The organism is Streptomyces sp. DSM 120436, assembly GCF_055778765.1.
This window is the reverse complement of the sequence record NZ_JBSKBS010000001.1, coordinates 100,201-113,269: the sequence shown is the minus strand read 5'-3', so window position 1 is coordinate 113,269 and position 13,069 is coordinate 100,201. Positions and strand designations below refer to the sequence as shown.

The following is a 13,069-nucleotide window of genomic DNA, read 5'->3' as shown; positions in this document are numbered from 1 at the left end:
GACCGGGCGGGGTGCGGGACAATGGGGCACATGCCTTCCGCACTCCCCGACGGCGAGCCCGTCCCCGCCGACGGCGCGCTGCCCGCGTCCGCGCTCGCCGGGGCGGCCGACCGCCCCCTCGGGTTCTACCTGCACGTCCCCTACTGCGCGACCCGCTGCGGCTACTGCGACTTCAACACCTACACCGCGACCGAGCTGCGCGGCACCGGCGGCGTGCTGGCCTCCCGCGACAACTACGCCGAGACGCTCGTCGACGAGGTCCGGCTGGCCCGCAAGGTGCTCGGCGACGACCCGCGGCCGGTGCGCACGGTGTTCGTCGGCGGGGGCACGCCCACGCTGCTCGCCGCCGGCGACCTGGTGCGGATGCTGGCGGCCGTCCGCGAGGAGTTCGGGCTCGCGCCCGACGCCGAGGTGACCACGGAGGCGAACCCCGAGTCCGTCGACCCCGCCTACCTGGCCGAGCTGCGGGCCGGCGGCTTCAACCGGATCTCCTTCGGCATGCAGAGCGCCCGGCGGCACGTGCTGAAGGTCCTCGACCGCACGCACACCCCCGGCCGCCCCGAGGCGTGCGTCGCCGAGGCCCGCGCGGCCGGGTTCGACCACGTCAACCTCGACCTGATCTACGGCACGCCGGGGGAGTCGGACGACGACTGGCGCGCCTCGCTGGACGCGGCGGTCGGCGCCGGGCCGGACCACGTGTCCGCGTACGCGCTGATCGTCGAGGAGGGCACGCAGCTGGCGCGCCGGATCCGGCGGGGGGAGGTGCCGATGACGGACGACGACGTCCACGCGGACCGGTACCTGATCGCCGAGGAGCGGCTGTCGGAGGCGGGGTTCTCCTGGTACGAGGTGTCGAACTGGGCGACCTCGGACGCGGGGCGCTGCCTGCACAACGAGCTGTACTGGCGGGGGGCCGACTGGTGGGGGGCCGGACCCGGGGCGCACTCGCACGTGGGCGGGGTGCGCTGGTGGAACGTGAAGCATCCGGGCGCGTACGCGGCGGCGTTGGCGGAGGGGCGGTCGCCGGGGGCGGGGCGGGAGGTGCTGTCCCCGGAGGACCGGCGGGTCGAGCGGATCCTGCTGGAGCTCCGGCTGCGGGACGGGGTGCCGTTGGATCTCCTGCGTGAGGAGGGGCGTGCGGCTGCTGAGCGCGCCCTGTCGGACGGCTTGCTCCGTCCCGAGCCCTTCGCGGAGGGCCGGGCCGCCCTCACCCTGCGGGGACGCCTCCTGGCTGACGCCGTGGTCCGGGATCTGGTCGACTGACCGGAGTTCCTTCACCCCCGCCGCCCCTCCCCGTCCCGTCCCTGGGGCTGCGCCCCAGACCCCCTTTCGGCCCTTCGGGCCTCGTCCTCAAACGCCGGAGGGGCTGCTGACAGCCCCTCCGGCGTTTCGGGGGCGAGAGAAAGACGGTCAGGACGACGGCGCCGTGACGAAGTCGATGAGCTCCTCGACCCGCCCCAGGAGCTGAGGCTCCAGGTCCTTGTACGACCGCACCGAGCCGAGGATCCGCTGCCACGCCTCCCCGGTGTTCGCCACCCGCCAGCCCAGGGCCCGGCACACCCCGGTCTTCCAGTCCTGTCCCCGCGGCACCCGGGGCCACGCCTCGATCCCGACCGACGCCGGCTTCACGGCCTCCCAGACGTCGATGTACGGGTGACCGACCACCAGCGCGTGCTCGCTCGTCACCTCCTGGGCGATCCGCCACTCCTTCGAGCCCGGGACCAGATGGTCCACCAGGACCCCCAGCCGTGCGTCCGGCCCCGGCGCGAACTCCTCGACGACCGCCGGCAGGTCGTCCACGCCCTCCAGGTACTCCACGACCACGCCCTCGACGCGCAGGTCGTCGCCCCACACCTTCTCGACCAGCTCGGCGTCGTGCCGGCCCTCCACGTAGATGCGCCCCGCGCGGGCGACCCGTGCCCGCGCGCCGGGGACGGCGACCGAGCCGGACGCCGTGCGGGCGGGCCGGGCGGGGCCCGACGGGGGACGGACCAGCGTGACCACGCGGCCCTCCAGCAGGAACCCGCGCGGCCGCAGCGGGAACACCCGGTGCTTGCCGAAGCGGTCCTCCAGGGTCACCGTGCCGGCCTCGCAGCGGATCACCGCGCCGCAGAAACCGGTGCCGGGCTCCTCCACCACGAGGCCCGGCTCGGCCGGCACCTCGGGCACGGACTGCGGCTTCTTCCACGGAGGGGTCAGATCGGCGGAGTACTGGCGCATTCCGCCGACGATACGAGGATCGCCCCGGAGACGATCAGTCCGACACGCCGAACCGGGCCGCCAGCGTGTCCCGTTGGGCCCGTACGAAGGCCGCGTCGACCACCGCTCCGTGGCCGGGGACGTACACCGCGTCCTCGCCGCCCAGCCGCAGCAGCCGGTCCAGCGCGGCCGGCCAGCGGGACGGCACGGCGTCCGGGCCCGCCTGCGGTTCGCCCGACTCCTCGACCAGGTCGCCGCAGAACACCACCCCCGGGTCGCCGGGCACCAGCACCGCCAGGTCGTACGCGGTGTGGCCCGGGCCGACGTCCGCCAGCAGCGCCTGACGGCCGCCGCCCAGGTCCAGCGTCCACGCGCCGGACACCGCGTGCCGGGGCGGGACCAGCGCGTCCGCCGCCTCGTCCGCCGCCCGCGCGTCGAGACCCCAGCGCACCGCGTCCGCGCGCAGCTCCTCGCGCCCCCGCCCGGCGAGCGCGATGTCCAGACCCACCGCGCCGTACACCTCCGCGCCCGCGAACGCCGGCGCCCCGAGGACGTGGTCGAAGTGGGGATGGGTGAGCGCGAGATGCGTCACACGGCGGCCGGTCAGCTCCCGCGCCTCGGTCCGCAACCGCGCGCCCTCGGCGAGGGAGGAGCCCGCGTCGACGGCCAGGACGCCGTCCGCGCCCGTCACGAGCCCCGCCGTGCAGTCCCACCCCGGCAGCCGGCGCCGCCCGACCCCCGGCGCCAGTCGCTCCCATCCCGCCTCTTCCCAAGTCACGGTCATGTCCGTGACGCTAGCGGGGACGGCGACGCCCGGCGGACCGGCCTTGCCGACGGCGTACCCCCCGGCCGTACACTGGGCCGGGGAAGTCTGGCACTCGCGTGCGAAGAGTGCCAGAGTCGTTACCGGGCGGAAGCCAGCTGGAGGTGTGCGCGATGCTCAGTGAACGCAGGCTCCAGGTGTTGCGCGCGATCGTCCAGGACTACGTGGGCACCGAGGAGCCCGTGGGGTCGAAGGCGCTCACCGAGCGGCACAACCTCGGCGTCTCCCCGGCCACCGTGCGCAACGACATGGCGGCCCTGGAGGAGGAGGGCTTCATCGCCCAGCCGCACACCAGTGCCGGGCGCGTCCCCACCGACAAGGGCTACCGGCTGTTCGTCGACAAGCTGGCCGGCGTCAAGCCGATGAGCCCGCCCGAGCGGCGGGCCATCCAGAACTTCCTCGAGGGCGCCGTCGACCTCGACGACGTCGTGGCCCGCACGGTGCGGCTGCTCGCGCAGCTCACCCGGCAGGTCGCCGTGGTGCAGTACCCCTCGCTGACCCGCTCGACGGTGCGACACGTGGAGCTGCTGTCCCTCGCCCCGGCGCGGCTGATGCTGGTGCTGATCACCGACACCGGCCGGGTCGAGCAGCGGATGGTCGACTGCCCGGCGCCGTTCGGCGAGGCGTCCCTGGCCGACCTGCGGGCGCGGCTCAACAGCCGGGTCGCGGGCCGCCGGTTCGCCGATGTGCCGGGTCTGGTGGAGGATCTCCCGGAGGCCTTCGAGACCGAGGACCGCGGTACGGTCTCCACGGTGCTCTCCACTCTCCTGGAGACGCTCGTCGAGGAGAACGAGGAGCGGCTGATGATCGGCGGTACCGCCAACCTCACCCGCTTCGGCCACGACTTCCCCCTCACGATCCGGCCCGTCCTGGAGGCGCTGGAGGAGCAGGTCGTGCTCCTCAAGCTGCTCGGCGAGGCGAAGGATCCGGGTGTGACCGTACGGATCGGTCACGAGAACGCCCACGAAGGACTCAACTCCACGTCCGTCGTGTCGGTCGGCTACGGTTCGGGCGGCGAGGCTGTCGCCAAGCTCGGCGTGGTCGGACCGACCCGCATGGACTACCCCGGAACGATGGGAGCGGTACGCGCAGTGGCACGGTACGTCGGACAGATCCTGGCGGAGTCATAGGTGGCCACGGACTACTACGCCGTACTCGGCGTACGCCGCGACGCGTCGCAGGAAGAGATCAAGAAGGCCTTCCGGCGGCTCGCCCGCGAGCTGCATCCGGACGTCAATCCGGATCCGAAGACCCAGGAGCGGTTCAAGGAGATCAACGCCGCCTACGAGGTGCTGTCGGACCCGCAGAAGAAGCAGGTCTACGACCTCGGCGGCGACCCGCTGTCCCAGTCCGGCGGCGCCGGCGGCGCGGGCGGCTTCGGGGCCGGGGGCTTCGGCAACTTCTCCGACATCATGGACGCGTTCTTCGGCACGGCCTCGCAGCGCGGACCGCGCTCGCGCACCCGCCGCGGCCAGGACGCCATGATCCGGATCGAGGTCGAGCTGGACGAGGCCGCGTTCGGCACGACCAAGGACATCCAGGTCGACACGGCGATCGTCTGCACCACCTGCAGCGGTGAGGGCGCGGCGCCCGGCACCAGCGCGCAGACGTGCGACATGTGCCGCGGCCGCGGTGAGGTCTCGCAGGTCACCCGGTCGTTCCTGGGCCAGGTCATGACCTCGCGCCCCTGCCCGCAGTGCCAGGGCTTCGGCACGGTCGTGCCCACGCCCTGCCCGGAGTGCGCGGGCGACGGCCGGGTGCGTTCCCGCCGCACGCTCACGGTGAAGATCCCGGCCGGCGTCGACAACGGCACCCGGATCCAGCTGGCCGGCGAGGGCGAGGTCGGGCCCGGCGGCGGCCCCGCCGGCGACCTGTACGTGGAGATCCACGAGCTGCCCCACCCGACGTTCCAGCGGCGCGGCGACGACCTGCACTGCACGGTCACCATCCCGATGACCGCGGCGGCGCTCGGCACCAAGGTGCCGCTGGAGACGCTGGACGGCATGGAGGAGGTCGACATCAGGCCCGGCACCCAGTCCGGCCAGTCGATCCCGCTGCACGGCCGGGGCGTCACCCACCTGCGCGGCGGCGGCCGGGGCGACCTCGTCGTCCACGTCGAGGTGCAGACCCCGACCAAGCTGGACCCGGAACAGGAGCGCCTGCTCCGCGAGCTGGCCAAGCTGCGCGGCGAGGAACGGCCCACGGGCCAGTTCCAGCCGGGTCAGCAGGGGCTGTTCTCGCGGTTGAAGGACGCGTTCAACGGGCGGTGACCGGTGTGCGTGCGCCGGGGTCGGGTCGTGCTGCCGGGGGTCCGGGGGTCGTTCCCCGGGGAAGCACGGTCAGCCGGGTCAGCAGGGGCTGTTCTCGCGGTTGAAGGACGCGTTCAACGGGCGGTGACCGGTGTGCGTGCGCCGGGGTCGGGTCGTGCTGCCGGGGGTCCGGGGGTCGTTCCCCGGGGAAGCACGGTCAGCCGGGTCAGCAGGGGCTGTTCTCGCGGTTGAAGGACGCGTTCAACGGGCGGTGACCGGTGTGCGTGCGCCGGGGTCGGGTCGTGCTGCCGGGGGTCCGGGGGTCGTTCCCCGGGGAAGCACGGTCAGCAGGGGCTGTTCTCGCGGTTGAAGGACGCGTTCAACGGGCGGTGACCGGTGTGCGTGCGCCGGGGGGTGTCCCCCGGGGAAGCACGGTGGGCCGGGTCAGCGGGGGCCGTTCCCCCGCCTGACGGGCGCGTCAACGGCCGCTGACCAGGCCCCTCGCGAAGGGCCGCCACCGTGTTCGGCGGCCCGGCGAAAAGTGGCTTATGCCAAGGGAAGGGCCGCTTCGGAGTTGGTCGGGGGACGTGACACCATGCGGTCATGTCCTCCGTACTGACCGATCTCTTCCCGCACCCGATCGTGCAGGCGCCCATGGCGGGCGGCGTATCGGTGCCGCAGCTCGCCGCCGCCGTGTCCGAGGCGGGCGGGCTCGGTTTCCTGGCCGCCGGGTACAAGACCGCGGACGGGATGTACCAGGAGATCAAGCAGCTGCGAGGACTCACCTCCCGCCCCTTCGGCGTCAACCTCTTCCTGCCCCAGCCCGAGACTCCCGGTGCGAGCACCGGCGCCGCCGGAGCGGCCGACGCCGCGCCCTCCAACGCCGCCGTCGGCGTCTACGCCCACCAGCTGGCCGGCGAGGCCTCCTGGTACGGGACGGAGCTGGGCGACCCCGACAGCGGCCGTGACGACGGCTACGACGCCAAGCTCGCCGTGCTGCTCGACGACCCCGTGCCGGTCGTGTCGTTCCACTTCGGCGTGCCGGCCCGCGAGGTGATCGACGCGCTGCACCGCGTCGGCACCCTCACCCTGGTCACCGCCACGACCCCCGAGGAGGCCCGCGCCGTGGAACGGGCCGGCGCCGACGCGGTGATCGCCCAGGGCGTCGAGGCCGGCGGCCACCAGGGCACCCACCGCGACGTCCCGGAGACCGACGGCGGCGGCATCGGACTGCTGTCCCTGGTCGCCCAGGTCCGCGAGTCCGTCGGCATCCCCGTCGTCGCCGCCGGCGGCATCATGCGCGGCGGCCAGATCGCCGCCGTGTGCGCCGCCGGCGCCAGCGCGGCCCAGCTCGGCACGGCCTTCGTCGCCGCCCACGAGTCCGGCGCGCACGCCCTGCACAAGCAGGCCCTCACCGACCCCCTTCACGCCCGCACCGAGCTCACCCGCGCCTTCACCGGCCGCCCCGCGCGCGCCCTGGTCAACCGCTTCCTGCGCGAGCACGGCCCGTACGCCCCCGCCGCCTACCCGGAGGTCCACCACCTGACCGCGCCGCTGCGCAAGGCCGCCGCCGAGGCCGGGGACGCGCAGGGGCTCGCGCTGTGGGCGGGGCAGGGCCACCGCATGGCCCGCGCACTGCCCGCCGGACAGCTGGTGGACGTGCTCGTCGCCGAACTGGCCGCCGCCCGCGCGGCGTTGACGGGAGGCGCCCGATGACCGCCCCCGTCTTCGTCGTCGACCACTTCGACACGCACGGCACCGGCCGCTACGTGCTCGACGGACCCGAGGGACGCCACGCCGTCGCCGTGAAGCGGCTGCGGGCCGGCGAGGAGATCGTCCTCACCGACGGCGCGGGCCGCTGGGCCGCGGGCGAGGTGGACGGCGCCGAGGGCAAGGACCGGCTGATCGTCCGGCTCGGCGAGGTCGTCGAGGAGCCGGCGCAGACGCCCCGGCTGACCGTCGTGCAGGCGCTGCCCAAGGGCGACCGGGGCGAGTTGGCCGTGGAGACCATGACCGAGGTCGGTGTCGACGCGATCGTGCCGTGGTCGGCCTCGCGCTGCATCACGCAGTGGAAGGGCGAGCGGGGCGCCAAGTCCCTCGCCAAGTGGCGGGCCACCGCCCGGGAGGCGGGCAAGCAGTCGCGTCGGGTGCGGTTCCCGGAGGTCGCGGACGCGGCGACGGGCAAGGGGGTCGCCTCACTTCTCGCCGAAGCGGACTTCGCGGCGGTGCTGCACGAGAGCGGGACCGAGCCGCTGGCCACGGTTCCGCTGCCCGCCTCCGGCGAGATCGTGCTGGTCGTCGGTCCCGAAGGCGGGGTGTCCCCCGAGGAGTTGGCGCTGTTCGAGAGCGCCGGGGCGCGGGCGTACCGGCTGGGGCGGAGCGTGCTGCGGACGTCCACGGCGGGGACGGCCGCGGCGGCGCTGCTGCTGGGACGCACCGGACGCTGGTCCTGACCTCACGTCACGGGGACTCGCTCCGGACCCCGCTCCGTGACCGCCGGAGGGGGTGTGCCGGGGGCGCCAAGCGTGGCCCAATGCGCCCTACCGCCGCGCGGGCGGCGGTGGCACGCTGCCGTACATGGGGGCGATGACAAGGTTCCCGCGGGGAACACGAGGGCGGCGACTCGCGGTCGCCGCCGGTTTCGCCGTGGCCGCCGTCACCGGCGTCACGGCCTGCGAGGGCGGCGACCTCAGCTCCGCGGCCGTCGCGCTCACCACCGACGGGACCGTGACCGAGGAGCTCAACCGGCAGAAGGACAGGGTCCGCTGGCTCACCTGCAACGCGTCGTTCGGCGACCGGGGCGGGTCCTCCGCCTCGCCGGGCTCGGAGAGGACCGCCGCCTCGGTCGACTGCGAGGGCGAGACCGAGGGCGGCAAGGAGATCACCGTCACCGGACGGGTCACCCACGCCGTCGACAACGCCTGCATCCGGGGGGACATCACCGCGAAGGTGGACGGCCGGCAGGTGTTCCACGTCGAGGGACTGGGCGACTGCGACTCCGAGAGCCCGCCCCCCGTGGGCGAGCCGGCACAGCGCGGCCCGCGGCCCACCGTGACCGTGACCGTCACCACGACGGTGTGGTGCGACCAGTACCCCTCCTGTCGCCCCGTCGAGGGCAAGTGATCCGAACCCCTGGCCGGACCGGACGCGCCCCCCTAGGGTGATCGGGTGACACAGCCTGCATCGGTCGCATCCAGCGCATACCTCCGGTTTCCGCACCCGCACGGCGAGTTGGTCGCCTTCACCGCCGAGGACGACGTGTGGCTCGCCCCGCTCGACGGTGGCCGCGCCTGGCGGGTCAGCGCGGACAACGTGCCGGTGAACCACCCACGGATCTCCCCGGACGGCACCACCGTCGCCTGGACCTCCACCCGCGACGGCGCCCCCGAGGTGCACGTCGCCCCCGTCGACGGCGGCCCCGCCCGGCGGCTCACGCACTGGGGCAGCCCGAGGACCCAGGTCCGCGGCTGGACCGCGGACGGCCGCGTCCTCGCGCTGAGCACCTACGGCCAGGCGAGCCTGCGCCGCACCTGGGCGCGTGCCGTGCCGCTCGACGGCGGCCCCGCCGACACCCTGCCGTACGGGCCGGTCGGCGACGTCGCCGAAGGTCCGCACACCGTGCTGCTGTCCGCCACGATGGGCCGCGAGGCGGCCAGTTGGAAGCGTTACCGGGGCGGCACCGCGGGCAAGCTGTGGATCGACCGCGCCGGCGACGGCGAGTTCGTCCGGCTGCACGAGGACCTCGACGGGAACATCGAGTACCCGCTGTGGGTGGGGGAGAGGCTCGCGTTCCTCTCCGACCACGAGGGCACCGGAGCGCTGTACTCCTCCCTCGCCGACGGCTCCGACCTGCGCCGCCACACCCCGCTGGAGGGCTTCTACGCCCGCCACGCGGCGACCGACGGCAGCCGGGTCGTGTACTCCAGCGCCGGCGAGCTGTGGACCCTCGACGACCTCGACGGGGCCGAGCCGCGCCGCCTCGACGTACGGCTCGGCGGCCAGCGCGTCGACCTCCGGCCGTTCCCGGTGAACGCGGCCCGCTGGTTCGGCTCCGCGTCCCCCGACCACACCGCGCGCGGCAGCGCCGTCTGCGTGCGCGGCACCGTCCACTGGGTCACCCACCGCTCCGGCCCGGCCCGCGCGCTCGCCGCCACCCCGGGCGTCCGGGCCCGCCGTCCGCGCGTCTTCCGCGCGGACGGCGAGGAATGGGTGGTGTGGGTGACGGACGCCGAGGGCGACGACGCCCTGGAGTTCGCCCCCGCCACCGGACCGGCCCCCGGCGCCACCCCGCGCCGCCTGGCCGCCGGACGGCTCGGCCGGGTCGTGGAGCTGGCGATGGCGCCCGACGGCAGCCGCGCCGCGATCGCCTCCCACGACGGCCGTGTCCTCCTCGTCGAGCGGGAGACCGGCGAGGTCCGCGAGGTCGACCGCAGCGAGGACGGCGACGTCTCCGGGCTGGTCTTCTCGCCCGACTCCGCCTGGCTCGCCTGGTCCCACCCCGGCCCGCGCCCGCTCAGCCAGATCAAGCTCGCCCACACCACCGACCTGTCGGTCACCGAGGCGACCCCGCTGCGCTTCCAGGACTACGCGCCCGCCTTCACCCTCGACGGCAAGCACCTCGCGTTCCTGTCCACCCGCTCCTTCGACCCGGTCTACGACGAGCACGTCTTCGACCTGGCCTTCGTCGAGGGCGTACGGCCGTACCTGATCACGCTCGCGGCGACCACTCCGTCGCCGTTCGGGCCGCAGCGGCACGGCCGGCCCTTCGAGACCCCGGACCGGGACGAGACCCCCGACAGCGAGGGCGCCCCCACCACGCGCATCGACCTCGACGGCCTCGCCGACCGCATCGTGCCGTTCCCGGTCGAGGCCTCCCGCTACAGCGACCTGCGCGCCGCCAAGGACGGCGTGCTGTGGCTGCGCCACCCGGTGCGCGGCGTGCTCGGCGCGTCCCGGGCCACGCCCGACGGCCCGGACCCCAGGACCGACCTGGAGCGCTACGACCTCGCCCAGCAGCGCGTCGAGCACCTCGCCGTGGACGCCGACCACTTCGAGGTCAGCGGCGACGGCAAGAGGGTGCTGCTGTGGACCGACGGACGCCTGAAGGTCGTGCCCAGCGACCGGCGCGCCTCCGGCGACGACGACAGCGACAGCAACATCACCGTCGACCTCGGCCGGGTGCGGCAGTTCGTCGACCCGGCCACCGAGTGGCGGCAGATGTTCGACGAGAACGGCCGCATCATGCGGGACAACTTCTGGCGTCCCGACATGAGCGGCGTCGACTGGGACGCGGTGCTGGACCGCTACCGTCCCGTGCTCGACCGGCTGGCCACCCACGACGACCTGGTGGACCTGCTGTGGGAGGTGCACGGCGAACTCGGCACCTCGCACGCCTACGTCACCCCGCGCGGCGGCTCCGGGAGCGGTCCCCGGCAGGGACTGCTCGGCGCGGACCTCTCCCGGCACGAGGACGGAAGCTGGCGGGTGGACCGCGTCCTGCCCGCCGAGACCTCCGACCCGGAGGCCCGCTCACCGCTCGCCGCGCCCGGCGTCGCCATCCGGCCGGGCGACGCGATCGTCGCCGTCGCCGGACAGCCGGTCGACCCGGTGACCGGCCCCGCGCCGCTGCTGGTGGGGACGGCCGGCAAGCCCGTCGAACTGACCGTGTCGCCGGCCGGCGGAGGAGAGCCGCGGCACGCGGTCGTCGTGCCGCTCGCCGACGAGGAGCCGCTGCGCTACCACGACTGGGTCGCCGGCCGGCGGGCGTACGTGCTGGAGAGGTCCGGCGGCCGGCTCGGCTACATCCACGTCCCCGACATGCAGGCGCCCGGGTGGGCGCAGATCCACCGCGACCTGCGGGTGGAGGTGCTGCGCGAGGGACTGATCGTGGACGTCCGGGAGAACCGCGGCGGCCACACCTCGCAACTCGTGGTGGAGAAGCTGGCCCGGCGGATCGTCGGCTGGGACCTGCCGCGCGGGATGCGCGCGGAGAGCTACCCGCGCGACGCGCCCCGGGGACCCGTCGTCGCCGTCGCCAACGAGTTCTCCGGCTCCGACGGCGACATCGTCAACGCGGCGATCAAGGCGCTCGGCATCGGCCCCGTCGTCGGCACCCGCACGTGGGGCGGCGTCATCGGCATCGACAGCCGCTACCGGCTGGTCGACGGCACGCTGGTCACCCAGCCCAAGTACGCCTTCTGGCTGGAGGGGTACGGCTGGGACGTGGAGAACCACGGAGTCGACCCGGACGTCGAGGTCGTCCAGCGGCCGCAGGACCACGCCGCCGGGCGGGACGTCCAGCTCGACGAGGCGGTGCGGCTGGCGCTGGAGGCGCTGGAGACGGCCCCCGCGAAGGCGCCGCCGGAGCTGCCGTGACCGCGTGCGGGCGGCACGACGGCCCGCGGCGGGGTCGGTAGCATGCCTCTGTAGTGGTGATCACCGGGCCGAGGAGGGCGTATGGCAGGGGAACCTCAGGACGACTGTCTGTTCTGCAAGATCGTCGCGGGCAGCATCCCGGCGACGATCGTGCGGGAGACGGACACGACCGTCGCGTTCCGCGACATCAACCCCCAGGCGCCCACGCACGTCCTGGTGATCCCGAAGGCGCACCACCGGGACGCCGCGGCCCTCGCCGCCGCGGCGCCCGACGTCGCGGCGGACGTCCTGCGCGAGACGCAGGCCGTCGCGGACGAGGAAAAGCTGGAGAGCTACCGCATCGTGTTCAACACGGGCAGCGGCGCCGGCCAGACCGTGTGGCACGCGCACGCCCACGTCCTGGGCGGCCGCGGTCTCGAGTGGCCCCCCGGATAGACCGTTGTCCGTCCGTGAACTGGTGGTGCTCGGCACCGCCAGCCAGGTCCCGACCCGGCACCGCAACCACAACGGCTACCTGCTGCGCTGGGACGGCGAAGGCTTCCTGTTCGACCCCGGCGAGGGCACCCAGCGGCAGATGCTGCGCGCCGGGGTCGCGGCGCACGACATCGACCGGATCTGCGTCACCCACTTCCACGGCGACCACTGCCTCGGGCTCGCCGGGGTGATCCAGCGGATCAACCTCGACAAGGTGCCGCACCCGGTCAGCGCGCACTACCCGCGCTCCGGTCAGCGGTTCTTCGACCGGCTGCGGTACGCGACCGCCTACCGCGAGACCGTCGCCCTCCTCGAGGCTCCCGTCGACACCGACGGCCCGCTCGTCCGCACCCCCGGCTACACGCTGGAGGCGCGCCGGCTCTCCCACCCCGTCGAGGCGTACGGCTACCGGCTGGTCGAGCCCGACGGCCGCCGCATGCTGCCCGACCGGCTCGCCGCGCACGGCATCGAGGGCCCGGACGTCGGCCGCCTCCAGCGCGAGGGCTCCCTCGGCGGGGTCGCCCTGGAGGACGTCAGCGAGGTCCGGCGCGGACAGCGGTTCGCGTTCGTCATGGACACCCGGCTGTGCGACGGGGTGTACGCGCTCGCCGAGGGCTGCGACATGCTGGTGATCGAGTCGACGTTCCTCGACGAGGACGAGGAACTGGCCGTCGAGTTCGGCCACCTGACGGCCGGCCAGGCCGCGCGGGTCGCCCGCGACGCGGGCGTACGGCACCTGGTGCTCACGCACTTCAGCCAGCGGTACTCCGACCCGGAGGAGTTCGAGCGCCAGGCCCGCGCGGCGGGTTACGACGCCGGCCTGACCGTGGCCCGCGACCTGCAGCGCGTCCCGCTCCCGAAACGCCGCTGACCGCGGCGGCGCTCAGCCGCTCCGCCGCTGACGCGGCTGCGGGCAGTCGCGCCTCCCCGGTGCCTCGAGGACCTGGGG

General features: G+C 74.5%; 11 protein-coding genes. 9 read left to right on the top strand and 2 right to left on the bottom strand.

Annotation, left to right across the window (positions count from 1 at the left end; translation table 11 throughout):
* Positions 1 to 30 precede the first annotated feature (30 nt).
* A complete protein-coding gene (gene hemW / locus ACWH4W_RS00520; protein WP_473073884.1) occupies positions 31 to 1,263 on the top strand; it encodes a radical SAM family heme chaperone HemW in 1,233 nt (410 codons plus the stop codon).
* A gap of 147 nt (positions 1,264 to 1,410) precedes the next feature.
* Here hemW and ACWH4W_RS00515 read toward each other — a convergent pair whose 3' ends face one another.
* Together ACWH4W_RS00515 and ACWH4W_RS00510 are read right to left on the bottom strand one after the other, a co-directional pair.
* A complete protein-coding gene (locus ACWH4W_RS00515; RefSeq protein WP_473073883.1) occupies positions 1,411 to 2,220 on the bottom strand; it encodes a DUF3097 domain-containing protein in 810 nt (269 codons plus the stop codon).
* Between the two features lie 34 nt (positions 2,221 to 2,254).
* Entirely contained in the window at positions 2,255 to 2,983 is a 729-nt protein-coding gene (locus ACWH4W_RS00510) for an MBL fold metallo-hydrolase (protein ID WP_473073882.1), read from the bottom strand.
* Positions 2,984 to 3,135: 152 nt separating this feature from the next.
* On the opposite strand from ACWH4W_RS00510, the gene hrcA reads away from it, so the two are divergent.
* From hrcA to ACWH4W_RS00470, 8 genes are all read left to right on the top strand, one after another.
* The gene (gene hrcA / locus ACWH4W_RS00505) at positions 3,136 to 4,152 is read left to right on the top strand and encodes a heat-inducible transcriptional repressor HrcA (RefSeq protein ID WP_473073881.1); all 1,017 of its coding nucleotides are present in this window, start codon (positions 3,136 to 3,138) and stop codon (positions 4,150 to 4,152) included.
* Positions 4,153 to 5,292, top strand: a complete 1,140-nt coding sequence (gene dnaJ / locus ACWH4W_RS00500) for a molecular chaperone DnaJ (RefSeq protein WP_473073880.1) — start codon at positions 4,153 to 4,155, stop codon at positions 5,290 to 5,292.
* A gap of 582 nt (positions 5,293 to 5,874) precedes the next feature.
* Positions 5,875 to 6,987, top strand: a complete 1,113-nt coding sequence (locus tag ACWH4W_RS00495; protein ID WP_473073879.1) for a nitronate monooxygenase — start codon at positions 5,875 to 5,877, stop codon at positions 6,985 to 6,987.
* A complete protein-coding gene (locus ACWH4W_RS00490) occupies positions 6,984 to 7,724 on the top strand; it encodes a 16S rRNA (uracil(1498)-N(3))-methyltransferase (RefSeq protein WP_473073878.1) in 741 nt (246 codons plus the stop codon). Before ACWH4W_RS00495 ends, ACWH4W_RS00490 begins: the two co-directional genes overlap by 4 nt.
* Positions 7,725 to 7,848: 124 nt before the next feature.
* Positions 7,849 to 8,394: a hypothetical protein gene (locus ACWH4W_RS00485; protein WP_473073877.1), complete on the top strand. Its 546-nt coding sequence runs from the start codon at positions 7,849 to 7,851 to the stop codon at positions 8,392 to 8,394.
* Positions 8,395 to 8,439: 45 nt separating this feature from the next.
* Complete coding sequence (locus tag ACWH4W_RS00480; protein WP_473073876.1) at positions 8,440 to 11,646, top strand: S41 family peptidase; 3,207 nt, start codon at positions 8,440 to 8,442, stop codon at positions 11,644 to 11,646.
* Between the two features lie 81 nt (positions 11,647 to 11,727).
* A complete protein-coding gene (locus ACWH4W_RS00475) occupies positions 11,728 to 12,081 on the top strand; it encodes a histidine triad nucleotide-binding protein (protein ID WP_473073875.1) in 354 nt (117 codons plus the stop codon).
* Positions 12,082 to 12,085: 4 nt separating this feature from the next.
* A complete protein-coding gene (locus ACWH4W_RS00470; protein ID WP_473073874.1) occupies positions 12,086 to 12,991 on the top strand; it encodes a ribonuclease Z in 906 nt (301 codons plus the stop codon).
* Positions 12,992 to 13,069: the final 78 nt, after the last annotated feature.

What these genes read in the sequence shown, in the direction of transcription:
- ACWH4W_RS00495 (WP_473073879.1), top strand. Translation starts at nt 5,875, where the DNA reads ATGTCCTCCGTACTGACCGATCTCTTCCCGCACCCGATCGTGCAGGCG.
- hrcA (WP_473073881.1), top strand. Translation starts at nt 3,136, where the DNA reads ATGCTCAGTGAACGCAGGCTCCAGGTGTTGCGCGCGATCGTCCAGGAC.
- ACWH4W_RS00475 (WP_473073875.1), top strand. Translation starts at nt 11,728, where the DNA reads ATGGCAGGGGAACCTCAGGACGACTGTCTGTTCTGCAAGATCGTCGCG.
- ACWH4W_RS00485 (WP_473073877.1), top strand. Translation starts at nt 7,849, where the DNA reads ATGGGGGCGATGACAAGGTTCCCGCGGGGAACACGAGGGCGGCGACTC.
- ACWH4W_RS00490 (WP_473073878.1), top strand. Translation starts at nt 6,984, where the DNA reads ATGACCGCCCCCGTCTTCGTCGTCGACCACTTCGACACGCACGGCACC.
- ACWH4W_RS00510 (WP_473073882.1), bottom strand. Translation starts at nt 2,983, where the DNA reads ATGACCGTGACTTGGGAAGAGGCGGGATGGGAGCGACTGGCGCCGGGG.
- hemW (WP_473073884.1), top strand. Translation starts at nt 31, where the DNA reads ATGCCTTCCGCACTCCCCGACGGCGAGCCCGTCCCCGCCGACGGCGCG.
- ACWH4W_RS00515 (WP_473073883.1), bottom strand. Translation starts at nt 2,220, where the DNA reads ATGCGCCAGTACTCCGCCGATCTGACCCCTCCGTGGAAGAAGCCGCAG.